This window comes from Azospirillum formosense, from assembly GCF_040500525.1.
Taxonomy (GTDB): Bacteria; Pseudomonadota; Alphaproteobacteria; order Azospirillales; family Azospirillaceae; genus Azospirillum; species Azospirillum formosense_A.
Genome location: NZ_CP159404.1, coordinates 16,982 through 42,279, shown reverse-complemented (window position 1 = coordinate 42,279; position 25,298 = coordinate 16,982). Strand labels below are relative to the sequence as shown.

The 25,298-nt window shown below is 69.7% G+C and carries 17 protein-coding genes; 5 read left to right on the top strand and 12 right to left on the bottom strand.

What is annotated here, in order from left to right:
• Positions 1–97 precede the first annotated feature (97 nt).
• The 4 genes from bla (at position 98) to ABVN73_RS21060 (ending at position 6,165) form a co-directional block, all read left to right on the top strand.
• Positions 98–988 carry a class A beta-lactamase gene (bla, locus tag ABVN73_RS21075; RefSeq protein ID WP_353861162.1) on the top strand — a complete coding sequence of 297 codons (891 nt, stop codon included), beginning with the start codon at positions 98–100 and terminating at the stop codon, positions 986–988.
• Between the two features lie 169 nt (positions 989–1,157).
• The gene (gene dsrO / locus ABVN73_RS21070) at positions 1,158–1,913 is read left to right on the top strand and encodes a sulfate reduction electron transfer complex DsrMKJOP subunit DsrO (protein WP_353861161.1); all 756 of its coding nucleotides are present in this window, start codon (positions 1,158–1,160) and stop codon (positions 1,911–1,913) included.
• On the top strand, positions 1,913–3,046 hold the full coding sequence (gene nrfD / locus ABVN73_RS21065) for an NrfD/PsrC family molybdoenzyme membrane anchor subunit (protein ID WP_353861160.1): 1,134 nt from the start codon (positions 1,913–1,915) through the stop codon (positions 3,044–3,046). The genes dsrO and nrfD overlap by 1 nt, the downstream gene beginning before the upstream one ends.
• 14 nt (positions 3,047–3,060) lie before the next feature.
• Positions 3,061–6,165, top strand: coding sequence for a molybdopterin dinucleotide binding domain-containing protein (locus ABVN73_RS21060; protein ID WP_353861159.1), 3,105 nt, complete (start codon positions 3,061–3,063; stop codon positions 6,163–6,165).
• Positions 6,166–6,250: 85 nt separating this feature from the next.
• On the opposite strand, the gene ABVN73_RS21055 is transcribed toward ABVN73_RS21060, so the two are convergent.
• Positions 6,251–7,978, bottom strand: coding sequence for an adenylate/guanylate cyclase domain-containing protein (locus ABVN73_RS21055; protein ID WP_353861158.1), 1,728 nt, complete (start codon positions 7,976–7,978; stop codon positions 6,251–6,253).
• A 158-nt stretch (positions 7,979–8,136) separates the two neighbouring features.
• Here ABVN73_RS21055 and ABVN73_RS21050 point away from each other — a divergent pair, with 158 nt between their 5' ends.
• Positions 8,137–8,835, top strand: coding sequence for a Crp/Fnr family transcriptional regulator (locus ABVN73_RS21050; RefSeq protein WP_137142073.1), 699 nt, complete (start codon positions 8,137–8,139; stop codon positions 8,833–8,835).
• 9 nt (positions 8,836–8,844) lie between these two features.
• On the opposite strand, the gene ABVN73_RS21045 is transcribed toward ABVN73_RS21050, so the two are convergent.
• The 11 genes from ABVN73_RS21045 to ABVN73_RS20995 form a co-directional block, all read right to left on the bottom strand.
• On the bottom strand, positions 8,845–9,423 hold the full coding sequence (locus ABVN73_RS21045; RefSeq protein ID WP_094303646.1) for a YceI family protein: 579 nt from the start codon (positions 9,421–9,423) through the stop codon (positions 8,845–8,847).
• 44 nt (positions 9,424–9,467) lie between these two features.
• Complete coding sequence (locus ABVN73_RS21040) at positions 9,468–10,322, bottom strand: hypothetical protein (RefSeq protein ID WP_353861157.1); 855 nt, start codon at positions 10,320–10,322, stop codon at positions 9,468–9,470.
• A gap of 491 nt (positions 10,323–10,813) precedes the next feature.
• Positions 10,814–11,278 carry a GIY-YIG nuclease family protein gene (locus ABVN73_RS21035; RefSeq protein WP_353861156.1) on the bottom strand — a complete coding sequence of 155 codons (465 nt, stop codon included), beginning with the start codon at positions 11,276–11,278 and terminating at the stop codon, positions 10,814–10,816.
• A gap of 397 nt (positions 11,279–11,675) precedes the next feature.
• Positions 11,676–12,380: a nitroreductase gene (locus tag ABVN73_RS21030; protein WP_353861155.1), complete on the bottom strand. Its 705-nt coding sequence runs from the start codon at positions 12,378–12,380 to the stop codon at positions 11,676–11,678.
• 77 nt (positions 12,381–12,457) lie between these two features.
• Positions 12,458–12,847, bottom strand: a complete 390-nt coding sequence (locus ABVN73_RS21025) for a response regulator (RefSeq protein WP_035683743.1) — start codon at positions 12,845–12,847, stop codon at positions 12,458–12,460.
• 143 nt (positions 12,848–12,990) lie between these two features.
• Positions 12,991–13,638 carry a response regulator gene (locus ABVN73_RS21020; RefSeq protein WP_137142077.1) on the bottom strand — a complete coding sequence of 216 codons (648 nt, stop codon included), beginning with the start codon at positions 13,636–13,638 and terminating at the stop codon, positions 12,991–12,993.
• 34 nt (positions 13,639–13,672) lie between these two features.
• Positions 13,673–15,163, bottom strand: a complete 1,491-nt coding sequence (locus tag ABVN73_RS21015; RefSeq protein ID WP_353861154.1) for a PAS domain S-box protein — start codon at positions 15,161–15,163, stop codon at positions 13,673–13,675.
• A gap of 177 nt (positions 15,164–15,340) precedes the next feature.
• Complete coding sequence (locus ABVN73_RS21010) at positions 15,341–17,014, bottom strand: GMC family oxidoreductase (protein WP_353861153.1); 1,674 nt, start codon at positions 17,012–17,014, stop codon at positions 15,341–15,343.
• A gap of 228 nt (positions 17,015–17,242) precedes the next feature.
• Complete coding sequence (locus tag ABVN73_RS21005; protein WP_353861152.1) at positions 17,243–18,751, bottom strand: efflux transporter outer membrane subunit; 1,509 nt, start codon at positions 18,749–18,751, stop codon at positions 17,243–17,245.
• A 186-nt stretch (positions 18,752–18,937) separates the two neighbouring features.
• Complete coding sequence (locus ABVN73_RS21000; protein ID WP_353861151.1) at positions 18,938–22,198, bottom strand: efflux RND transporter permease subunit; 3,261 nt, start codon at positions 22,196–22,198, stop codon at positions 18,938–18,940.
• Positions 22,195–25,296: an MdtB/MuxB family multidrug efflux RND transporter permease subunit gene (locus tag ABVN73_RS20995; RefSeq protein ID WP_353861150.1), complete on the bottom strand. Its 3,102-nt coding sequence runs from the start codon at positions 25,294–25,296 to the stop codon at positions 22,195–22,197. The genes ABVN73_RS21000 and ABVN73_RS20995 overlap by 4 nt, the downstream gene beginning before the upstream one ends.
• Positions 25,297–25,298 lie beyond the last annotated feature (2 nt).

Sequence of the window (25,298 nt, the reverse complement as noted above, 5' to 3'; positions counted from 1 at the left end):
TAGTTTTTCTTGTGGCTTGTGAAAACTATCATCGTTTGTTCGGAGGCCGGGAGCTTTTTATCGTCCGTCCATCGACACGGCATGAGACGAGGACACGATGATCGGACGGCGGGCTTTCCTGGCCGCGGCGGGCGGCGTGACGCTGCTGGCGGCAACCGGCGTGAAGGCGGAGAAACCCAGGAATTTCGGGGACAAGCGGCTGGCCGATGCAATCGCCGCACTGGAAAAGCGCAGCGGCGGGCGGCTGGGCGTGGCGGTGCTCGACACCGACACCGGGCAGCGCTTCGGCCATCGCGCGGACGAGCGCTTCCCGATGTGCAGCACCTTCAAATTTCTTTTGGCTGGCGCCGTCCTGAAGCGAGTGGACGAGGGGCGGGAGCGGCTGGACCGGCGCATTCGGGTGACCAAGGGGGACATGGTCCCCTACGCGCCCTTCGCCGAAACCCGCCTCGACGGCCCGCCCCCCACGGTGGCCGAACTGTGCGAGGCGACGATGACGCTCAGCGACAACGTGGCGGCAAACCTGCTGCTGCCGGCGGTGGGCGACCCCGCCGGGCTGACCGCCTTCCTGCGCACGCTGGGCGACCGGAAAACCCGGCTGGACCGCAACGAGCCGTCGCTGAACAGCGCCATTCCCGGCGACCCGCGCGACACCACCACACCCGCGGCGATGGTCCACAGCATGGAGCGGCTGATGCTGGGCGACGCGCTGACCCCCGCGTCGCGCGAGCAGCTCATCGCCTGGATGGTCGCCAACCGGACCGGCGACAAGCGGCTGCGTGCCGGCCTGCCGAAGGGCTGGCGCGTCGGCGACAAGACCGGCACCGGCGTGCGCGGGACGGCCAACGACATCGGTATCGTCTGGCCGGAGGGCAGGGCGCCCCTGCTGATCGCCAGCTACCTGACCGAGACGGCCGACGGCTTCAAGGAGCGGGACGCTATCCACGCCGGCGTGGCCCGCGCCGTCGCCGACGCGCTCAAGGGCTGATCCACGCCGGACACTGTGGTCCGGCCCCTGCGGCATGTCGTCACTGGGGTTTACCCTAAGAAGTGTAGGGATGCCCCCAATGGGAGAGGGGGGCAGGGCGCCGGTACCCTTCGCACCGTAGGGCCGCGGTTCGTCGCGGCCGAAGGAATCAGGTGCGAAGAGGCCAGCCATGGACCGATCAAGGCGCAACTTCTGCCTCGGCGCCGGCGCCGCGACCATCGGTGCCGCGACGGTGGCGGCGATGCCCGCCGCCGCCGCGGTTCCCGGTGGTGCGTCGCTCCGCCGGGACGGCGATCCGGCGCACCGCTGGGCGATGGTGGTGGACGTGGGCAAATGCGTGGGCTGCCAGGCCTGCACGGTCGCCTGCATCATGGAGAACGATGTCCCGGAAAACAGCTTCCGCACCATCGTCTCCACCTACGAGGTGACCGATCAGGGCAAGGCCGGCAGCTACATGCTGCCGCGCCTGTGCAACCACTGCGAGGACCCGCCGTGCATCCCCGTCTGTCCGACCGGCGCGACCTTCCAGCGCCGGGACGGCATCGTCGTGGTGGACAACACCGTCTGCGTCGGCTGCGCCTACTGCGTCCAGGCCTGCCCCTACGACGCGCGCTTCATCAACCACGAGACCCAGACCGCCGACAAATGCACCTTCTGCGTCCACCGCGTGGAGGCCGGGCTGCTGCCCGCCTGCGTGGAGACCTGCGTCGGCGGCGCGCGCATCTTCGGTGACCTGAACGACCCTGACAGCACCGTCTCCGCCCTGGTCCGCGACGAGAACCCCAAGGTGCTGAAGCCGGAGCAGGGGACCCAGCCGCGCGTCTTCTACCTCGGCCTCGACCCCCGCTTCCAGGGCAAGGTCGACGGCACGCCGACGCTCTGGCAGCCCAGCAGCCAGACCCACGCCCAAAAGGAGCACGCGTGATGGACAACCACATCGTCGAGGTCATCAACGTGACCCGCGAGGTCGCGTGGCTTCCCTGGGCCGTCCAGTATTTCTTCCTGATCGGCCTTTCGGTCGGCGGCCTGCTGCTCAGCCTGCCCGGCTACGCCTTCGCCCGCGAGGACTGGCGCGCGCTGGGGCGCATCGCCCTGCTGGTGGCGCTGACCTGCGGTCTGGCCGCCCCGGTGGCGCTGCTGTCCGACCTGCACCAGCCGGGCCGCTTCTGGCACTTCTACGTCGTGCTGCGCCCGACGTCGTGGATGTGGTGGGGCTCGGTCTTCATCCCGTTCTACGTCACGGGGCTGCTGGTCTACGGCTGGGCGTGCTTCCGCGAGGAGTTGCAGGCGCATGGCCAAGTGGACAGCCGCCTTGCCGCGCTCTACCGGCTGGCGTCGCTGGGCGGCGGCCGCAACGACGCGCTGATCCGCGCCGCCGGGCTGATCGCCCTGGCCGGCGCGCTGCTGGTCGCCCTCTACACCGGGGCGGAGGTCGCGGTGGTCAAGGCGCGCCCGCTGTGGCACACGCCCTTCCTGCCCGTTCAGTTCCTGATGACCGCGCTGGCCGGCGCCGCCGGCCTGGTGCTGGTGCTGAACCGCTTCGCCGCCGGCAACGACCGCGCGGTGGAGGTGCGGGCGAACCGGCTGCTCGCCGGCTTCCTGGGCGGCGTCATGCTGGCCGGCGCGCTGTGGCTGGCGCTGGGCCTGTTCGGGCTGGACTCCACCCACGCGGAGGCGCTGGGCAGCGTCGCCGGGTCGGAAGCGTGGCGCGTCACCGCCGTCTGGGCCGTCGCCGCCACCGCGCTGCCCTTCGCCGTCGCCGTCGCCAAGCCCGCCGGGACGGGGCTGCTGACCGGGCTGATCGCCCTGCACGGCGCCTGGATGTTCCGCTGGACCGTCTTCATCGGCGGCCAGACCGTGCCGAAGACCGGCGCTGGCTTCTACGACTACGCGCTGCCCGCCGGCCCGGAGGGGCTGCTGGGGATCGTCGGCACGGCGGGACTCTGGCTGTTCCTGCTGATCGCCCTCACCGCCATCCTGCCTTCCCCGCGCCGCCCGGCGCCCGGACCGGCCCGCGCCCCCCGGGCGCCCGCCGGAACCGTGGCCGCCGCCGAGTGAACGGAGCAACCATCATGTCGATTTCCCGTCGCCTCCTCCTGAAGACCAGCGCCGCCGGCGGCGCGCTCGCCGCCTTCGCGGCTGGCTTCTCCGACACCGGGCGCAAGCTCGTCAAGGGCGCCTGGGCCGGGGACAAGCCCGACCACGCCATCTCCGGCAATGCCCCGGCCCCCGAATTCCGCGTCGATCCGGCGACCGGCGCCCTCACCCCGACGCCGGGCCAGATCGTCGCCAACGTCGCCTGCCTCGGCTGCACCACGCTGTGCGGCGTCCGCGTCCGGGTGGATGTGGAGAAGAACAAGGTGCTGCGCGTCGCCGGCAACCCCTACAGCCCGCTGTCGACCGATCCCTTCCTGCCCTACGGCACGCCGATCAGGGAGAGCTTCAAGTCGCTGTCGCGGCTGGACGAGAAGGGGCTGAAGGGCCGCTCGACCGCCTGCGGCCGGGGCAACGCGGCGCTGGAGATGCTGACCTCGCCCTTCCGCGTCGCCACGCCGATGAAGCGGGTCGGCCCGCGCGGCTCCGGCCAATGGGAACCCATCGCCTTCGACAAACTCGTGGAGGAGATCGCGGAGGGCGGCGACCTGTTCGGCGAAGGCCCGGTGCCCGGCCTGCGCGCCTTGCGCGACCTGAAGACGCCCATCGATCCCGCCGCACCCGAGCTGGGGCCGAAGGTCAACCAGGTGGCCCTGCTGTCGTCGGTCAACGATGGGCGGGAGCCCTTCGTGCGGCGCTTCTTCAACCAGGCGCTGGGGACGATCAACTTCGTCGGCCACGGCTCCTACTGCGGCGGCGCCTACCGGTCCGGCTCGGGGGCGGTGTTCGGCGACGCCAAGAAGATGCCGCACGCCAAGCCGGACCTGCAGAACGCCGAGTTCGTGCTGTTCATCGGCACCGCCCCGTCGAACGCCGGCAACCCGTTCAAGCGGCAGGCCATGCTGCTCGCCAAGGGGCGGACGGACGGCGTCCTGAACTACGTCGTCGTCGACCCGGTGCTGACCAACGCCGACAACCGCGCGGCGGCGGAGCGGTCCAACTGGATACCCATCCGGCCCGGCACCGACGGCGCCCTGGTCATGGGCATGATGCGCTGGATGTTCGAGAACGGGCGCATCGACGCCAACTATCTTTCCCAGCCCAACGGCAAGGCGGCGGAGGCCGCGGGCGAGGCCGGCTGGTGCAACGCCACCCATCTGGTGATCCAGCAGGCGGGCCACCCGCGCGACGGGCGGATGCTGCGCGCCTCCGACCTCGGCTGGGTGACGCTGGACGAGAAGGAGCGCTACGGCGCCAAGGACGCCTTCGTCGTGCTCGACCCCAGCGGGACTCCGGTGGCCCACGACGCCCTGATGGGACCGGCCGCGCTGTTCCATGGCGGGACGGTGGTGACCCCGGCGGGCGACGTCGCGGTGAAGACCAGCCTGACCCTGCTGCGCGAGCAGGCGATGAAGCTCGACCTCGCCGGCTACGCCGACGCCTGCGGCATCCCCGCCGACGTCATCGCCGGTCTGGCGCGGGAGTTCACCAGCCACGGCAAGAAGGCCGCCGCCAACACCCACGGCGGCATGATGGCGGGCAACGGCTTCTATAACGCCTTCGGCGTGGTGACGCTGAACACGCTGATCGGCAACCTGAACTGGAAGGGCGGGACCATCTTCGGCGGCGGGCGCTTCCCGGACGAGCAGGACGGCCCGCGCTACAAGCTGGCGAGCTTCCCCGGACAGGTGAAGCCCTCCGGCACGGCCATCAGCCGCCCCGTTCCCTATGAGAAATCCAGCGAGTTCAAGGCGAAGAAGGAGGCGGGCAAGCCCTATCCGGCCAAGGCGCCCTGGTATCCCAACGCCCCGCAGCTCACCACCGAGTATCTGACCAGCGGCGTGGTGGACGGCTACCCGTACCCGCTGAAGGCCCTGTTCCTGTGGAACAGCAACCCGGTCTACGGCATCCCCGGCGTGCGCGCCCAGGTGGAGGCGAAGCTGCGCGACCCGAAGGCGCTGCCGCTGATCGTGGCCATCGATCCCTTCATCAACGAATCCACGGCCTTCGCCGACTACATCATCCCCGACACGGTGCTGTACGAGACCTGGGGCTGGGCGTCCCCCTGGGCGGGCGTGCCGACCAAAACCTCGACGGCGCGCTGGCCGGTGGTGACGCCGCGCACGGAGCCGCTGCCGGAGGGCCGGCACGTCCAGATGGAGACCTTCCTGATCGCGCTGGCGAAGCGGCTGGGCCTGCCCGGCTTCGGCCCGGACGCCATCGCCGACATGGACGGGAACACCCATCCGCTGGAGCGGCCGGAGGACTGGTACCTGCGCGGCGGCGCCAACATCGCGTGGCTGGGCAAGCAGCCGGTGCCCGACGCCACGGACGAGGACATCGCCCTGTCCGGCGTCGCCCGCGTCCTGCCGGCGCTCCAGTCGGTGCTGAAGGATGAGGAGTGGCGCAAGGTCGCCTTCATCCTGGCGCGCGGCGGGCGCTACCAGAATCAGGCGGAGGGCTTCGAGGGCGACAAGGCCACCCACCGCTTCAAGGACGGGCTGCTGGTCTACAACGAGGCGGTCGGCGCGGCGCGGAGCAGCGTCACCGGCAAGCGCTGGACCGGCACCGCCGCCTGGACGCCCCCGGCCTTCGCCGACGGCACGCCGATGCGGCAGGTCCATAGGGCGGAGGACTGGCCCTTCCAGCTCATCAGCTCGAAATCGGTGCTGGTCAGCGCCTACACCATCGCGGCCAGCCGCCTGCGCCATCTGCATCCGGAGAACCCGGTGGGCATCAACGCGGAGGACGCGCGGCGGCTGGGCATCGCCACCGGCGACCGCATCCGCATCGCCACGCCGGGCGGGTCGGAGCTGGCGACCGCCATCGTCCGGCACGGTGTGATGCCCGGCGTGCTGGCCGTCGAGCACGGCTTCGGCCACAAGGAGTTCGGCGCGCGGGCGCACGTCATCGGCGGCCACAGCCAGCCGGCGGTGCCGGAGATCGGGGCGGGGGTGAACATCAACGATCTGGGCCTGCACGACCCGACCCGTCCGGGCGCCTCGGTCTGGGTCGATCCCATCGCCGGAACGGCGGTGCGCCAGGGGCTTCCCGCCAAGCTGGAGCGCGTCGCCGCGGCGTGATCCAGGGATGAGATGGGAGGGGGGAGGAGCGGGGGAGAAAAGAAGAATCCGCTTCACCCCCGACACCCGCAGCGGCGGCCTCGTCCTAAGCGTCGCCCCAGGGGGGAGAGGGGACGGTGGTTCCACCCTCCAGCAGCGCCCGCAAATCCTCCTGGCGGCGGACGGTCCGCACCCCCAGCGTGCCGTCGCGGCCCCGGATCGCCACCTCACGGCGTTCCAGACGCTCCAGCCCCTGGAGCCCCGCCAGCTCGGCGGCCGCGTCGGAAAAGACCACGGTGGCGCCCAGCGTCTTGGTCATCTCCTCCAGCCTCGCGGCAACGTTGCCGGTGTCGCCGATGAACTGCAGCGACCCATCCTCCGAACAGGCCACCGCCCCGACCACGGCGAGGCCGGAATGCACCCCGGCCCCGAAGGCCAGGGGCTGGTCCAGCTCCTCCGCAAGGTCGCGGCTCAGCACCTCGATGTCGCGCCACAGGTCGGCGGTGGCGCGCAGCGCGCTGGTGGCCGCCGCCGCGGGGTCCTCCTCGTTCGCGAACATGCCCATCACCCCGTCGCCCGCGATGGCGATGACGTAGCCGCCGTGCTTGCGGATCGCATCCGTGACCACCTGGACATAGCGGGTGACGATGAACAGCGCGTCGAAGGGCAGCCGCTCCGCCGCCAGCGAGGTCGATCCCCGCAAATCCACGAACAGGGCGGTGATCGCCAGCTCCCGCCCGCTGTCCATCGGGGCGGTGACGGCGAAGGTGCGGCCGTTGTCCCGCGCCGAGATCAGCGGCGTAACCGACAGCGGCGCCACCGGGCGGAGCTGGCAGGCGAGGCGGACGGCGGGCGGGGCCTTCATCCGCTCCAGCACCGCCCGTTCCGTGGCGTTGGGCGGCGGCAGGGCGTCCGCACCCTCGGTCACCCGGATGCGGCAGGTGGAGCAGCGCCCCCGCCCGCCGCACAGCGCGGTGTGCGGGATGCCGTTGGCCCGGCTGGCCTCCAGCACCGAGGTCCCGCGCGGAACGGTGACCGAGCGCCCGCCGGGATAGGCGATGCGCACCGGGCTGGTCGCCCGCGCCCGCCAGTTGCGGTACTGCCGCATCCCCAGCGTGCCGACCAGCAGCAGGACGTAGGTGTTGAACACGCCGCCGCTGATCGCCGCCAGCGCGGCGCGGTTCTCCGACTCCGGCGTGCCGGCGGGGGGCGGGCGGAACTGCTCCAGATAGGCGGGATCGGCGGCCGCCCGGCGCTCGGCGTCCCAGCCGGCGTTGACGATCCCGGCCAGCGCCAGCAGCGGCAGCAGCATGGCGAAGGCGCCGAGCAGCGAGGCCCGCTGCCGGTACCAGGGCTTCGTCATCAGCCAGCCGCGCACCCCGATGCAGCCGTGGATCCACACGATCACCAGCAGCAGGAGCTGGCGCCACAGCAGGGTTTCCGGCGCGGTGATCCAGTAGAGGACGATCGCCCGCGGGTAGGTCAGCGGGTCGTTGTAGAGGTCGTCCGACAGCATCCCCGCCATGCCGTGAGGGATCAGCAGCAGCGGGATGCACAGGCCGAGCCCCAGCTGCCACGCCTCCCCGGCGGGCATGCGCAGGTGGCGGCGCCGGTACAGCGCCCACAGCCCCAGCCCGGCGTGGGTGATGAAGGAGCCGGCGAGCAGCGCCTGCCCCGGCAGCGTGTCCCAGACCCACAGCAGCGTGCGCCGCGCCACCTCCATCCCCGGCAGCAGCAGCAGCCCGGCGGCGTGGGCGAGGAAATGGGTGATGACGAAGGTGAACAGCGTCAGGCCGGTGAACAGGCGCAACGGGCGTTCGATCCGGCGTTTCATGAACGGTTCCGGGTCATGAACGGGGCCGGGCGGCGGATGGGACGGTCGTCATTTCGGTCGGCGGACTCGGGCTGTGGGTCTCGGCTTCTGCGTGGCGTCCCTTGGCATCCTATGAGATCATCCCGCGCCATGCCACAGCCCGACACCCATTCCCCTTCATGAGGCGCCGGACCGAAACGCTGGCCGGGGCGGCGCTGTTCCGCTCCCTGTCCCCCGACGAGCTGCGGGCGCTGGAGGACCGCTGCCTCTGGCGCCGGGTGGAGGCCGGGCAATGGATCATCGATTTCGAGGATGAGGGGACCGACGTCTTCATCGTCGCCGCCGGTCTGGTCCGGGTGACGATCCGCGCGATCTCCGGGCGGACGGTGATCCTGCGCGACATCCCCGCCGGGGAGTTCTTCGGCGAGCTGGCGGCCATCGACGGCAAGGCCCGCTCCGCCGGCATCGTCGCCGTGACCAACGCCACGGTCGCCTGCATGCCCGCCCCGCTGTTCCGCGACTGCATCCACCGCCACCCCGACGTCTGCGACCAGGTGATGGTCCTGCTGGCCGGGGAGATCCGGAAGCTCGCCACGCGGGTGAACGAGTTCAACACGCTGGACGTGCGCCACCGCATCTACGCCGAGCTGCTGCGGCTGGCCCGGCCGGACGGGCGGGGGGAGCACAGCGCCACCATCTCCCCGCCGCCGCCCCACGCCGACCTCGCCGCCCGTGTCAGCACCCGGCGCGAGGCGGTCTCGCGGGAGCTGAGCGCCCTGGAGCGCGATGGGCTGCTGGAGAAGCGGCGGGGGGCGCTGGTCCTCTTGGACACCCGCCGCCTGCGGGAGCGGGTCCGGCAGGCGGCGGAGGAGGATTGACGGCGCGCCTTACGCCTTCACCGCCTCGGACTCGATGATGATCTGGATGTCGTCGCCGATGTTCGGCACGCCGTACTTCATGCCGAAGTCGGAGCGCTTGATCGTGCCGCGGGCGGAGAAGCCGACCGTGTCCATCTTGCTGGCCGGGCTGACGCCGTCCTTGTTGAAGGACACGTCGAGGACCACCGGCTTGGTGACGCCCAGCAGGGTCAGGTCGCCGTGCAGCTTGCCGGTCTTGTCGCCGGTCTTCTCGATCTTCGTGCTCTTGAAGGTCATCTTCGGGAACTCCTTCGCGTTGAAGAAGTCCGGCGACTTCAGGTGCTCGTCGCGCTTGGCGTGGTTGGTGTCGACGCTGGTGGTGTCGATGGTCACCGACAGGCTGCTCTTGTCCGCGGCGTCCTTGTCGAAGGACAGCTCGCCGGCCACCGTGTTGAAGCGGCCCATGGCCTTGGCGAAGCCAAGATGGTCGACAATGAAGACCACGGCGGTGTGGGCCGGGTCGAGCTTGTAGGCGACCGGGGCGGCCTGGGCGGTCAGCGGCAGGGCGACGAGGGCCGAGAGGGCGGCGGCGGAGAGAAGACGCTTCATGATTCGGAGTCCTTTGTCGGATGGAACGGGATGACTGGGGTGGGTCAGTAGCCGGACACGTCGGAACCGGCGGAGAGCAGGAAGGCGACGCCCACGGCGGCGGCGGCCGGCACCAGGGCGAGGACGGTCAGCGCCACGGTGCCCATGGCCCGTCCCGCGGCGGTGCGCGGCAGGGGCAGGCGGTCGCGCAGCCGGTCGGCGAAGAAGGCCGGCAGGACGAGCAGCAGGGCTTCGGCGTGGGCGGAGGAGAAGAAGGTCAGGGTGGCGGCCAGCAGGACCAGGATGCCCAACGCCGCCTGACCGGCGTTGCCCCAGGCGTGGCGCTCCACCGGCCAGTTCCACAGCAGCAGGCCGCCGGTGGCCGCGGCCAGCGCGAAGGCGAGCTGGGCGACGGAGGCCGAGGCGCCGACCAGAGCCACCCCGCCCACCGCCACCGCGGCGGCCAGCAGGGCGACTCCGGGCGTCGCCACCCCCTCACCCTCACCGGCGCTGCGCGTCAGGGCGATCCAGCCGCCGGCCAGCAGCAGGACGGCGGCGGTGATGGTGTCCAGGCTTCCCGGCAGCACCGGCAGGGCGATCCACAGCAGCGCCGCCGTCACCCAGGCGCCGAGCAGCCAAGTGCCACGGCGGCGGTCCAGCCCGGCGAGGTCGGCGCCGACGCCAATGACCAGACCGGCCACCGCGCTCCAGAACAGGCGGCCCATGCTGGAGGGCGGGGGCAGGGCCGGCAGGCCGACGATCAGCGCGTAGGCCGCCAGGAAGGCGGCGGCAACACCCGCCGCCGCCAACCGGGGACCCCGCGTGCGCCCGCCGGCGAGACGGACCACGCCGACGGCGGCGACGCCAACCACCAGGGGAAACAGGGCGGTCTGCACCACAAGATCATCGAGCAGAGCCATCGTCGGGGCACTCCAAGCCGCAGGAAACGGGACGCGGGGCGGAGCCTGCCGGGATGGAACGGTCAGGCCAGCGCTTCGCGGCGCGGCTGGAGAGTGCCGTCACGGCCCGCCGACGCCTGTGCGAAAACGCACATCGCGAACGGGGTGTGACTGGGTTTTTGAGCGTGAACGATGTCGTTGGAGCTGCATCTCCGTTCAGCCCGTGCGGCCTTCAGTGTCGGGTTGGAGGATGGACACCACGTTGCCAAGATCGGGACTGCTCCCTGGACAGCCAGTTGCTTAGTCGGTTCAGCGCCATGAGCGGGCACAGCCTCCTCGTAGCGTCAGCCCATCTCAATCATCCACTGAGTCTCATGTTGAAGGTCGCGCCGCGACCGGTGGTGGTGTGTTGCGGATAGAGCGAATAGGTAAGCGTGACCTCATCGAGATTTGACTATGGGTTATCGCCCCCCTATAGGCGCCCAGCAACATTCGGCGCAGAGGACCGTCGCTTAACCCTTCGATTTGCGGTTCCAGGATTCTTGCTTCAAGAATTTTGGCAATGACAGGTGCTGCTCGTTCTGCTCCATGATAAACTCGGTCATTCCATTGTTATTAAACCAGTAGATAAAATTTATAGAATTTTTGTCTTTATCGTTGTCGGAGAACTCTGCAAAACCTTCCAGCAGAAGGTCTCGGTCGTTGCTGTCTTCAAACGAGAACCATTCCCCCGCGTACCATCCGATGCTGAATCCCACATGGAGGCATCGCTCAATGTGGCTGATGTTCCAAAATGGCTTATGGCCGTGGATTTTCATGTCCGGCAACCATGTTTTGGCTGCCTTCATTCGTTCTCTTGCATCTTTCGTTTTCCCAATTTTGAATCGGTTCTGGTCTTCTACGATGTAGATAAATCCAGGATCGCGACGGGCGATGCCGAAGACTGGAATGAATGACCCTTCAATGCTATTCTTCATTTCAGTCGCTCACAACTTGTATGTTGATCGGACATGCTACTCAAGGCTGAAATACTGGGCCAAGATAGCACCGCCTCAGGGCCACGCCAACGGTGCTTTGGTGGGAGAATGGCGCAAGGCGGTCGTCAGCGATGGTCTGCATCGGGTCAGTTTCAGACGTTCGAGAGTGCCCCGAAAGCGAGAGCTGAACCGGCGGGACTCCGCCTCAGGGCGGGCGCGGATGCGCCCCCGCCCTCCGGTCGGCTTCGCCCATGGCTCTTCCGCGTCGCCGGTTCGGTGTGTTCGGCATCGGCCGGCGGCGAGCCCCGACCGTCCGGGCTTCAAAATAAATCGGCGCCGTCACGCAAGGGCTCCGTGCCCTTGGCATCCGTCTCCCCTCTGGGATTGGGAGGAGGCGTCAGAATCCGTGGAAGCGGGTGAAGTCGGCGACCGGGGCGCGCTCGGTCTCCAGGCGGTTTTCCGGCGCGTCGGGGTCGGCGTGGCCCAGCGCCATGCCGCTCAGCAGGATGTCGCTGTCCGGGATGGCGAGATGGCGGCGGACGATGCGGTGGTAGGTGATGAAAGCCGCCTGCGGGCAGGTGTCCAGCCCGAAGCCCCGCGCCGCCACCATCACATTCTCCATGAACATGCCGACGTCGAGCCAGCTTCCCTGCTCCATCCGCCGGTCCATGGTGAAGAACAGCCCGACCGGGGCGCCGAAGAAGTCGTAGTTGCGGGCGTGCTGGTGGGCCATCGCCTCGCGGTCGCCCTTGGCGATGCCGAGCAGGCCGTAGAGGTCCCAGCCGATCTTCCGGCGCCGCGCCAGATAGGGCTCGAACCACTGGGTCGGGTAATAGGTGTATTCCGCCCCGGCCTGGGTGTCCGCCGGGTCGAAATGGGCGGCGCGCAGGTCCGCCGACAGCGCCTCGCGCGCAGCACCGGCCACCGCATGGACTTTCCAGGGCTGGATGTTCGACCCGCTGGGCGCCCGGCTGGCGGCGGCGAGGATCTCTTCCACCAAGGCGCGCGGCACCGGCTCGGCGGTGAAGGCGCGGACGCTGCGGCGGCTGCGCACGGCGTCCAACGCGGACAAGGGGCGGGGGGTGGGGTCTTCGGACGCCATGGGCGCGCTCCGCTGCGGACGGTGTCTCACGAACCCTGTCCGGGGAACGGCGGCCCTCTCAGGACCGAGAAGGACGGTCAGGCTGGCAGCAGGCGCTGCACCGCGTCAAGGAGCTGGTCCTCTTCGAACGGCTTTTCCAGGAAGGCGGTCACGCCGGCTTCCCGCGCGCGGGCGAAGGTCGCGGGATCGCCGCGCCCCGACACCATGATGACGGGCAGGCCGTGCAGGTTCGCCCCGAAGCGCTCGATGAACTCCAGCCCGCTCATCACCGGCAGGTGCAGGTCGAGGACGAGGCAGCCCGACGGCTTGCCGTTGTACTGATCCATGAAACTCTGACACGACGCGTAGTCGCGCACTTCGAAGGCACAGGCTTCGAGCAGCGCCTTCATCGAGTCCCGCACCGGCTCGTCGTCGTCGACGATGTAGACGATGCTATCGCCCGGTTCGGCCAAGACTGCCTCCAGCATCGGAAATCACGCGGAATGACGCCCGTCGTGGGGCGTTACAGGGAAGATAGAAGCCGACCGGCGGTGCCGGAATACGGAGTTCCCCTTATCGGGCGTGGTTTTGATGTGGATCAGTCACCGCCGGCGCCGCCCGGCGGCCCTGATCACTCCCCTTTGGGGGTGATTCCCGCGGACAGGGCCATGCGGACCAGCGAGGGCAGGCTGTCGGCGCGCATCTTCTCCATCACGCGGGCGCGGTGGATTTCGACCGTGCGCGGGCTGATAGACAGCTCGAAGGCGATGACCTTGTTCGACTTGCCTTCGACCAACCATTGCAGCACGTCGCGTTCCCGCGGCGTCAGGCTGGCCAGCCGCTCCAGCACCTCCGGGGAGACGGCGGGAGCAGCCGGCGCCGGAGTCGGCGCCTGGGCGGCCGGCGGGGCCGTGAGCGGAACCGCGCGGGCCAGGGCGGCCTTCACGCTGCCGATCAGCGCCTGCTCGTCGAAGGGCTTCTCCACGAAGTCGACGGCCCCGGCCTTCATGGCCCGCACCGCCAGGGGCACGTCGGCGTGGCCGGTCATGACGATCACCGGCAGGCCGCGCCCCTCCTGGACCAGACGCTCCTGCACGTCGAGCCCGCTCATCTGCGGCATCCGCACATCGACCAGCAGGCAGCCGGGGCGCGACGGCGCGTCCGACTCCAGGAAGGCGAGGGGGGATTCGAAGCTCTCGACCCGGAAGCCCTCGCATTCCAGCAGGATCACGACGGAATCGCGCACCGCCTCGTCGTCGTCCAGGACGAAGACCGTCATGTCCGACGGGGGAGTTTCGGGCGGCAATGGGGACTCAGGGCGCATCATCCTCTCCGGCAACCGGCACGGTGAAGGCAAAGGTGGCCCCTCCATCCCCCGGTTCCAACCACAGGCGGCCGCCATGGGCCTCGATGATCGACCGGCAGATCGACAGGCCGAGCCCCATCCCCTTCTCCTTGGTGGTGACGAAGGGCTGGAAGAGCTGGGCCAGGACGGTCTCGTTGAGGCCGGGGCCGGTGTCGCGGACGGTGACGCGCATCAGCGCCGCCGACTCCGGATCGGGACCGGTGGCGACCGTCAATTCCCGAATCTCCGACTCGGCCATGGCCTCGATGGCGTTTCGGACGAGGTTGAGGACGACCTGCTGGATCTGGATCTTGTCGATCAGCACCGGCCGCTCGTCGCCGCTCATCTCCAGCCGGACATGGACGCCGCGCTCCTTGGCGCCGACCAGGGCGAGGGCGCTGGCCTCCTCCACGACCTTGCCGATGCTTTCCACCGTGTGCTCGGTCTGGCCCTTCTCGATGAAGTTGCGCAGGCGGCGGATGATCTGGCCGGCGCGGGCGGCCTGGGCGGTGGCCTTGTCCATCGTCTCGCGCGCCTTGTCCGCCCCGTCCGGACGGTCGAGCAGGCGCTTCACCGCCTTGGCGTAGTTGATGACGGCGGTCAGCGGCTGGTTCAGCTCGTGCGCCAGGGTCGAGGCCATCTGGCCCATGGCGCTGACCCGGCTGACGTGCAGAAGCTCGGCCTGAAGCTCCTGCAGGCGCTTCTCGGTGGCCTGCCGCTCGGTCAGGTCGCGGATGAAGCCGGTGAAGCAGCGGTGCCCGGCCAGCTGCACCTCGCCCACCGCCAGTTCCATGGGGAAGACCGAGCCGTCGCGGCGCAGGCCGGAGACCACCCGCCCGATGCCGATGATCCGGCGCTCGCCGGTGGTCAGGTAATGGTCCATGTAACGGTCGTGCTGCTCCCGGTAGGGGGAGGGCATCAGCATGCTGACGTTCCGCCCCGTCACCTCGGCGGCGGCGTAGCCGAACAGCCGCTCCGCCGCCGGGCTGAAGGACTCGATCAGCCCGCGCTCGCTGATGACGATGATCGCCTCGGGCACCGTCTCCAGGATGGAGGTCAGGCGGGCCTCGCGCTCCCGCAGGGCGGTTTCGGCCCGCTTACGCTCGCTGATGTCGCGGATGATGCCGATGTAGACCCCGCCGCCGCCGGCCTCCCGCCAAGCCTCGCCGACCGACAGCTCCATCGGGAAGGTGGTGCCGTCGCGGCGCAGGCCGGTGACCTCGCGCCCGATGCCGATGATCCGGCGCTCCCCCGTCCGCTGGTAACGCTCCAGATAGCCGTCATGCTCCTCCCGGTAGGGCGGCGGCATCAGCATTTTGACGTTGTGGCCGATGACCTCGGCCGCCGTCCAGCCGAACAGCCGCTCGCAGGCCGGGTTGAAGGTCTGGATGCGCCCTCCGGCGTCGATGATGACGATCCCGTCCGGCACCGTGTCCAGCATGGCCTGAAAGCGCAGCATGAGGTCCGGATTTCCCGTCCCGATATCGTCCGCCATACCCGTCCCCAACGTCCCTTGTCCCTTGGACCCTTCTTGGCTCCAGAGTAGTTGAGTTGATTTCTCGGTCAACCGGGATTGGGGCCGGGAATGGGGATTGCGGGCGGGAAGAATGCTCCCAGCCCGTGCCGGACCGGTGGGTCACGCCGCCTGCTGGCCCTCCAGCGTGACGGCGCGGTCGTGCTGCAGCTGGGCCGACACCTCCTCGGCGAGGCGGAAGGCCAGCGCCACGAGGTTGATGGTCGGGTGGTCGCAGCCCATGCTGGGGAAGACCGAGCTGCCGCCGATGTACAGGTTGTGCATCCCGTGCACCTTGCAGCGCGCGTCCACCACGCCCTGCTTCGGGTCGTCGTGCATGCGGGTGGTGCCCATATGGTGCCAGCACCACGAGATGCGTTCGGCCCAGGCGCGCTCGGCGGCCTCCTGCGGGTCGGGCTCGGTCACCGTGATCAGCCCGTTGCGGGTCAGCTCCGTCCGCACCAGCTCGTTGGTGCGCAGGAAGTTGTCGCGGTCCTGCTCGGTCAGGCGCCAGACCGTGTCGGCCCGGTTGAGGCCCAGCGCGTCGCGCTCCGCCGCCAGGGTGACGCGGCTGTCGGGGTTGGGCACCGGCTCGACGATGGTCTCCAGCAGGAAGCTGCGCCTCACCCAGGCCGGGTTCACCACATTGTCGAACATGGCGTAGGCGAGATTCGGCAGATGCAGCGCGATCTGCGGCACCGCCTCGCGCAGCAGGGCGCGCAGGTCGCCCTCGGCGTGGCCGAACTTGCGGCGGTCGGACATCAGCATGCGCAGGTCGTGCAGCGCCCGCACCCCGGCGGTCGCCTCGCCGTGATACTGCGCCACCAGATAGCTGCGCGAGTTCATCAGCCCCAGCCGGCGCTGCGTCTCCACCGTGGGCGACAGAGAGGCGGAGACGGGCAGGTGCTTGGCGTTCAACCGGCGCCGCGACAGCGTCAGCGTCATGTCGTAGAGGCGGCGGTGCCGCGCCTGATCGGTCAGGCGGACCGAGCCGGCCTTGATGCGCGGGTGGTCGGTGAAGTAGCGGCCGACCAGATCGTGGCCGTTGCCCAGCCCGGCGCTCTGCACCCGGTTGGACAGCAGCAGCAGGCGGGCGTTCTCGATGCCGCCGCAGCACAGGACGAACTGCCGCGCGGTGACCGTGAAGCGGGCGCCGCTGAGGGCGGCGCAGCGCACCCGCTCGACCACCGTGGCGGTGTCGTTGGTCTCGAATTCGGTGACGTTGGCGTTCAGGTAGCAGGCGATGTTCGCGGCCTGGACGATCTCGTCGACGGAGGTCACGCCGACGCGCGGCTGGTCGCTGATCTGGGCGATCCGGTTCTCCAGGGCGCCGCCCTCGACCGGCAGAAGCTCGATCCCGTCCGGCGCCAGGGTCCGTTCCCAATGGCCGTTGTCGTAGATGTTCGACGGCAGGTTCAGGTGGCTGTGGGCGCGGGCGTAGTAGGGGGCCAATGTCTCCGGCCCGAAGGGCCAGCCGCTGTTCGGCACCCAGGGCCGCGCCTCCATGTCGATCGGCTCGAAGGGCCGGCAGAAGCCGCCCCAGCAGTTCGTGCTGCCGCCGAAATAGCGGCTGCGCGCGGTCGACAGGCGCTCGTAGGGAAGGCCGAGATTCTCTCCGGCGTAGAGCGACTGGGTGTGGCCGTCGGGGTCGAGCCCGCCGCTTTCCAGAAGGACGATCTTCCAGCGCGACCCGGCCAAGGCACGGGCTATGGCGAGCCCGGCGGCGCCGGCGCCGACGATGCAGAGGTCCGCGTCAAGGTTGGTGCCCGAGGACACCGAGCGAGCATCGAGGATCATGCTGCGCCTGCTTTTCTTTGGGGTTGAACGCACGGGACTCAGATAAATCCCAAGTTCCCGGTGCCGTTACTGAAATTGCGGGCTAGCCCGTCCAGCGGGATAGCCCCGTCACCGCCCCCAGCGTCAGAAAACGCGCGGATTTTACCCGTTTTTTCAAAGGACTGGCCGCCTCCTTCCCGCACCACTTCCGATGCAGAGTCCGAAGGGGTAGCCCGGCCTTTCCCCGGATTAAAAATTCGGCGGAGCGCCCCCCAACGCCTGGAGCAGCGACACCGCCGCCAGCAGGCGGCTCTGCCGCACCGAGAGGGCGCTTTCCTCGTCCGACAGGGCGGCGGTCTGGGCGGTCAGGACGCTGCTGTAGGGCAGGGTGCCGGCCCGGTACTGGTTCAGTGTCAGCCGCTCCGCCTCGCGCGCCAGCCGCACCGCGTCGTCCTGCACGGCGGCCTGCCGGGCCAGGATGCGCTGGGCGGCGAGCTGGTCCTCGACCTCCTGGAAGGCGGTCAGCACGGTCTGGCGGTACTGCGCCACGGTCTGGTCGAAGACGGCGCGGCGCAGCTCGACCTCGGCCGTCCGCGTGCCGCCGTCGAACAGGGTCTGGGCGACCTGCGCCCCGACCGCCCAGATCGCCGTGGGCGCCTGCAGCAGCCGCGGCAGGATCGTCGCGCTGTTGGTGAGGGAGCCGGACAGCACCACGTCGGGGTACCAGGCCGACTCCGCGATGCCGATCTGGGCGTTGGCCTGGGCCATCTGCCGCTCCGCCGCCGCGATGTCCGGCCGGCGTTCCAGCAGGGCGGAAGGCACGCCGGGCGGGATCGCCGGAACTGCGGCGGTCAGCGGCGCCGGGGCCAGAGCAAAGGCGGCGGGCGGCTGCCCGACCAGAACCGCCATGGCGTGCTCGAACTGGGCGCGCTGCACGCCCAGCGCCACGAGCTGCGACTCGGTGGAGCGGACCTGGGTTTCCGCGGTGAAGACGTCGGCCAGGGTCGCCGTGCCCACGGCGTGGCGGTTGCGGGCGATCTCCAGCGACTGACGGTAGGCGGCGATGGCCCGCTCCAGCAGCGCCTTGCGCTCGTCCGCCACGCGGAACTGGACGTAGGCGGTGGCCAGCTGCGCCTGCGCCGACAGGCGGGCGGCGGCGAGGTCGGCGGCGCTGGCCTGGAGGTTGGCGTCGTTGCTTTCCACCGAGCGGCGGATGCGGCCCCACAGGTCCGGCGCCCAGCTCGCCCCCACCCCGGCGTCGTAGGTGGTGACCGGGGTTCCGCTCCGGCTGGCCGCCGTGCCGGAGACGGCGCCGGATGTGCTGCGGTTGCCCGACCCGACGCGTCCCGCCCGGTCGGCGCCGCCGTTGACCGACAGGATCGGGAAGAATCCGGAACGCGCCTGGTCCGACAGGGCCTTGGCCTGCCGGTAGGCGGCCTCCGCCGCCTTCAGGCTCTGGTTGTCCACCTCGACCCGGCGCATCAGCCCATCCAGCACCGGATCGTTGAAGACCGTCCACCAGGGTCCGGCCTCCGCTTGTCCGGGGGTCGCGGGGCGCCAGCCGTCCTCGCGCGGGACGGGGGGAGCGAAGGCCACGGGGGCGACGCCGCTGTCCTTGAAGGCCGCCTCCTTGTAGGCCGGCGGAACGGCGGCGGACGGCCGCTCGTAGTCCGGCCCCACCGCGCAGGCCGACAGCAGGGTGATGGTGCCGAGCGCCGTGCCCAGAAGACGGGCGCGCCGCCCGAAGATCGTCGTCATGTCAGGTCCATCCGCACGTCAATTTCCCTCTCCCGCCCCGGGAGAGGGAAGGGGCCCGCGCCACAGGCGTGGGAAGGGCGAGGGTGCCGCCGAGAATCAGCGCCATGATCCTCGCGCGACCCTCACCCGCCCGCTGTCGCGGGCACCCTCTCCCGGGACGGGAGAGGGACTTGATGGTTGCGGCGATCAGCATGGTTTGGCCTCGGGGCGCCGCCAGCGCCGCCGGCACCACAGCCGGAAGCGGTCGAGGTACAGGTAGGTGACCGGCGTCGTGTAGAGGGTCAGCATTTGGCTGACGACCAGCCCGCCGACGATGGCGATGCCCAGCGGCTGGCGCAGCTCCGCCCCGTCGCCCGAGCCGAGCGCCAGCGGCAGGGCGCCCAGCAGGGCGGCGACCGTGGTCATCATGATCGGGCGGAAGCGCAGCAGGCAGGCGCGGTGGATCGCGGTGCGCGGGTCCAACCCCTCGCTCCGCTCCGCCTCCAGCGCCACGTCGATCATCATGATCGCGTTCTTCTTGACGATGCCGATCAACAGGATGACGCCGATCAGCGCGATGATGCTCAGCTCCTTGTCCAGCGCCATCAGCGCGACCAGCGCCCCCACCCCGGCGGAGGGCAGGGTGGACAGGATGGTCAGCGGGTGGATGTAGCTCTCGTAGAGCACGCCCAGCACGATGTAGACGGCCAGCAGCGCCGCCAGGATCAGCACCGGCTGGTCGCCGATGGACTGCTGGAACACGCGCGCGGTGCCCTGGAAGCTGCCCTGGATGGTCGTCGGCACGCCGATCCGGTCCATGGTGTGGCGGATGACGGCCAGCCCCTCGCCCAGCGAGATACCGGGGGCGAGGTTGAAGGAGATGGTGGTGGCGACGAACGGCCCCTGGTGATTCACCGACAGCGGCGTGTTCTCCAGCGAGACGCGGGCGATGGCCGAGAGCGGGATCATCGTCTCCACCCCCGTGCTGAGCGCCGATCCGGTGGAGGCGGCGGTGCGGCCGGTGGCGGCGATCTGGTTGATGCGCTGGTTGCGCGCGGCCTCGGTGTCGGCCGTGGCCGCGCCGGCGATGGCGCTGGTCGCCTGCGTTCCGCTGACCGCCCCGCCGGATTTGCTGATGAGGATGTCCTTCATCATCTCCGGGTCCTCGCGGTACCGGGGGGCGACCTCCATGATCACGCGGTACTGGTTCAGCGGGTTGTAGATGGTCGAGGCGGAGCGCTGGCCGAAGGCGTCGTAGAGCGTGTTGTTGATCTGGTTGAAGGACAGGCCCAGCCGCGCCGCGGCGTCGCGGTCCACCGTCACCTCCAGCGCCAGACCGCGTTGCTGCTGGTCGGAGTTCACCTCCGTCAGTTCCGGCACCTGCTGGAGCGCCTGGGTCAGGCGGGGCGCCCAGGTCTGCAGCTCGTCCAGCGTGTCGCCCTGAAGCGTGAACTGGTAATTGGCGTTGGACTGCCGCCCGCCCGCGCGCAAGTCCTGCATGACCGACAGGTACAGGTTGGCGCCGGGAACCTGGGTCAGCTGGCCGCGCAGCCGGGCGATCACCGCGTCGGCCGTGACGTCGCGCTGCGCCAGCGGCTTCAGCGAGACGGACATGAAGCCGCTGTTGGTCCGGCTGCCGCCGGTGTAGCCGACCACCGTGTCCACCGCCGGGTCGGCCTGCACCAGCGCCACGAAGCGCTCCATCTTCTCCTTCATCAGCGTGAAGGAGGTGCTCTGGTCCGCCACGACGAAGCCAATCAGCCGGCCGGTGTCCTGCTGCGGGAAGAAGCCCTTGGGGATGATCGTGAAGAGATGGACGCTGAGCGCCACCGTCGCCGCGAAGACCACCATGGTCAGCAGGCTGTTGTCGAGCGCCGCCGTCAGCGTGCGGTCGTACAGGCGCAGCGTGCCGCCGCCGATCCGGGCGCCGAAGCGGCGCAGGGCGGCCACCGCGCGGCCCGGCTCCCTGGCCTTGCGCGGCTCGCGCAGCAGGACGGCGCACATCATCGGCGTGGTGGTCAGGCTGATGACCATCGAGACCAGGATGGCGATGGACAGGGTCAGCGCGAATTCGCGGAACAGCCGCCCGACGATGCCGCCCATCAGCAGGATCGGGATGAAGACGGCCACCAGCGACACGCTCATCGACAGGACGGTGAAGCCGACCTCCCGCGCGCCGCGCAGCGCCGCCTGGGTGCGCGACATCCCGTTCTCGATGTGGCGGGCGATGTTCTCCAGCACGACGATGGCGTCGTCCACCACGAAGCCGGTGGCGATGGTCAGCGCCATCAGCGACAGGTTGTTCAGGCTGTAGCCCAGCAGATACATGGCGCCGAATGTGGCGACCAGCGACACCGGCACCACCACGCTGGGGATCAGCGCCGCCCGCGCGTTGCGCAGGAACAGGAACACCACCATCACCACGAGCCCGACGGCGATGATCAGCGTGTGCTCCACCTCGGCCAGCGAGGCGCGGATGGTCGTGGTGCGGTCGCTGGAGACCGACAGGTCGATGTCGGCGGGGATGGAGGCGCGAAGCTCCGGCAGCATGGCCTTCACCCGGTCCACCGTCTCGATGATGTTGGCCGCCGGCTGGCGGTTCAGCATCAGCAGGACCGACGGCTTGCCGTTGGTGATGCCGGCGTTGCGCAGATCCTCCACGCTGTCCGACACCTCGGCCACGTCCGACAGGCGGACCGCCGCCCCGTTGCGGTAGGCGATGACCAGGGACCGGTATTCCTCCGCCTTGCGGGCCTGGTCGTTGGTGTAGATCTGGAAGCGCAGCTCCCCGTCCTCGACGGCGCCCTTGGGGGCGTTGGCGTTGGCCGACGCGATGGCGGCGCGCACGTCCTCCAGCCCGATGCCGTACTGGAACAGGGCGCGGGGGTTCAGCTCCACCCGCACGGCGGGCAGCGAGCTGCCGCCGATGGTCACCTGCCCGACGCCCTCCACCTGGGACAGTTTCTGCTGCAGCACGGTCGCCGCGGAATCGTAGAGCTGCCCCTGGCTGAGCGTCGCCGAGGTCATGGTCAGGATCATGATCGGGGCGTCGGCGGGGTTGACCTTGCGGTAGGTCGGGTTGCTCCTCAGGCTGGACGGCAGGTCGGCGCGGGCGGCGTTGATGGCCGCCTGCACCTCCCGTCCCGCGCCGTCGATGTCGCGGTTCAGCCCGAACTGCAGCGTGATGCGCGTCGATCCGGCGGAGCTGGAGGAGGTCATCTCCGTCACGTCGGCGATCTGCGCCAGATGCCGCTCCAGCGGTGTCGCGACGCTGGCCGCCATCGTCTCCGGGCTGGCGCCGGGCATCGAGGCGGTGACCGAGATGGTCGGGAAGTCCACCTGCGGCAGCGGCGACACCGGCAGCCCCAGGAAGCCCAGCGCCCCGGCCAGCGCCAGCCCGAGCGTCAGCAGCGTCGTCGCCACCGGCCGCCGGATGAAGGGCGCCGACAGGTTGGCCGCCCAGCTCATCGCGCGGCCCCTTCCGTCTGCCCGTCGGGGCGCCCGCGCAGCTTTGCTGCCAGCCGGTCGAAGGCCAAATAGATGACCGGGGTGGTGTAGAGGGTGAGAAGCTGGCTGAGGATCAGCCCGCCGACGATGGACACGCCCATGGGCTGGCGCAGCTCCGATCCCGTGCCGGTGCCGAGCATCAGCGGCAGGGCGCCGAGCAGCGCCGCCATGGTCGTCATCAGGATCGGGCGGAAGCGCAGCAGGCAGGCCTGATAGATGGCCTCGCGCGGGGGCTTGCCCTCCTCCCGCTCGGCGTCGAGCGCGAAGTCGATCATCATGATCGCGTTCTTCTTCACGATGCCGATCAGCAGGATGATGCCGATGATGGCGATGATGTCCAGGTCGTGCCCGGCCAGCATCAGCGCGATCAGCGCCCCCACCCCGGCCGAGGGCAGGGTGGAGAGGATCGTGATCGGGTGGATGTAGCTCTCGTAGAGGACGCCCAGCACGATGTACATCGTGACGATGGCGGCCAGGATCAGCAGGAGCTGGTTGCCCAGCGACGCCTGGAAGGCCAGAGCCGCGCCCTGGAAGCGGGTCAGCACGCTGGCCGGCAGGCCGAGCTCCTGCTCCGCCGCCTCGATGGCCTTGACCGCGGCGCCCAGCGAGACCCCCGGCGCGAGGTTGAAGGAGACGGTGACCGCCGGGAACTGCCCGAAATGGTTGATCTGGAGCGGCGCGTTGCGCACCTCCATCCGCGCGAAGGCGGCCAGCGGCACCTGCCCGCCGCCCGCCGAGGGCAGATGAATGGAGGTGAGAAGCTGGTCCACCGTCATGCGGTCCGGGTCGGCTTCCAGGATCACGCGGAACTGGTTGGCCTGGGTGAAGATGGTGGAGACGATGCGCTGGCCGAAGGCGTCGTACAGCGCGTTGTCGATGGCCGCCGTGGTGACGCCGTAGCGCGCGGCGGTGTCGCGGTCGATGGTGATGGCGGCCGACAGCCCCTTCTCCTGAAGGTTGCTGGTGACGTCGGTGATCTCCGGAACTGCGGCCAGCCGGTCGATCAGCCTCGGCGCCCAGACGCGCAGCTCCTCGGGATTGGCGTCCTCCAGCACGAACTGGTACTGGGTGCGGCTGACCGTGGCGTCGATGGTCAGGTCCTGCACCGGCTGCATGAACAGCTCGATTCCGGGCACCTGCGCGGTGTTGTGGCGGATGCGGCGGATGATGTCGGCCACATGGTCCGTCCGCTGCTCCTTCGGCTTCAGGTTGATGAGGAGGCGCCCGCTGTTCATCGTGGTGTTGCTGCCGTCCACCCCGATGAAGGAGGACAGGCTGACCACGTCGGGGTCCTTCAGCACCTCCACCGCCAGCGCCCGCTGCCGCTCCGCCATGGCGGCGTAGGAGACGGACTGGGTGGCCTCCGTCACGCCCTGGATCAGGCCGGTGTCCTGCGCCGGGAAGAAGCCCTTGGGAATGGCGGTGTAGAGCACCACCGTCAGCGCCAGCGTCCCCACTGCGACCAGCAGCGTCGCGCCCTGGCGGTCCAGCACCCAGCGCAGCGTGCGGGCGTAACCGGCGATCACCGCGTCGAACCACGCCTCGCTGCGCCGCGCGATGGCGGACATCTCGCGCGGCTCGCGGTGGCGCAGCAGCTTGGCGCAGAGCATCGGCACCAGCGTCAGCGAGACGACGGCGGAGATCAGGATGGTGACGGCCAGCGTGATGGCGAACTCGCGGAACAGCCGGCCGACCACGTCGCCCATGAACAACAGCGGGATCAGCACCGCGATCAGCGAAACGGTCAGCGACACGATGGTGAAGCCGATCTGCTTCGACCCCTTCAGCGCGGCCTGGAGCGGGGATTCGCCGCGCTCCACATGGCGGGCGATGTTCTCAATCATCACGATGGCGTCGTCGACGACGAAGCCGGTCGCGACGGTCAGCGCCATCAGCGAGAGGTTGTTCAGGCTGAAGCCCGCCAGATACATCACCGCGAAGGTGCCGACCAGCGACAGCGGCACCGACAGGCTGGGGATGATCGTCGCCGGGATGTTGCGCAGGAACAGGAAGATCACCAGGACGACCAGCCCCATGGCGACCATCATCTCCATCTGCACGTCCTCGACGGAGGCGCGGATGGTCACGGTGCGGTCGGTCAGCACGGCCACGTCGACGGAACCGGGCAGGGCGGCGGTCAGGTTGGGCAGCATCTCCTTCACCCGGTCCACCACCTCGATCACGTTGGCGCCGGGCTGGCGCTGGATGTTCAGGAGGATGGCCGGCGTGTCGTTCATCCAGGCGCCCAGCCGGGTGTTCTCGGCGCTGTCCAGCACGTCGGCCACGTCGGACAGGCGGACCGGGGCGCCGTTGCGGTAGGCGACGACGAGGTCCTTGTACTCGTCGGCCCGGCGGAGCTGGTCGTTGGCGTTGATGGTGTAGTTGCGGGTCGGCCCGTCGATGGTGCCCTTGGGCGAGTTGATGTTGGCCGTGTTGATGGTGCTGCGCAGGTCGTCGATGTTCAGCCCGTAGGCGGCCAGCGCCTGGACGTTGGCGCGGATGCGCACCGCCGGCCGATGCCCGCCGCTGAGGCTGACCAGACCGACGCCGGGAAGCTGCGACAGCTTCTGCGCGAAGCGGCTGTCGGCCAGATCCTGCACCTGGGTCAGCGGCAGCGTCTTCGACGTCAGGGCCAGCGTCAGGATCGGCGCGTCCGCCGGGTTGACCTTGGCGTAGATCGGCGGGGCGGGCAGGTCGGAAGGCAGCAGGTTCCCGGCGGCGTTGATGGCCGCCTGCACCTCCTGCTCCGCGATGTCGATGCTGAGTTCCAGCCCGAACTGGAGCGTGATGACCGACGCCCCGGCGGCGCTGACCGAGGACATCTGGACCAGCCCCGGCATCTGGCCGAGCTGGCGCTCCAGCGGGGCGGTGACCGACGAGGTCATCACCTCCGGGCTGGCGCCGGGGAAGAAGGTCTGGACCTGGATCGTCGGGTATTCCACCGCCGGCAGCGCCGACAGCGGCAGGAAGCGGTAGGACACTGCCCCCACCAGCAGGATCGCCAGCATCAGCAGCGAGGTGGCGACCGGACGGACGACGAAGGGATGGGAGATGTTCATGG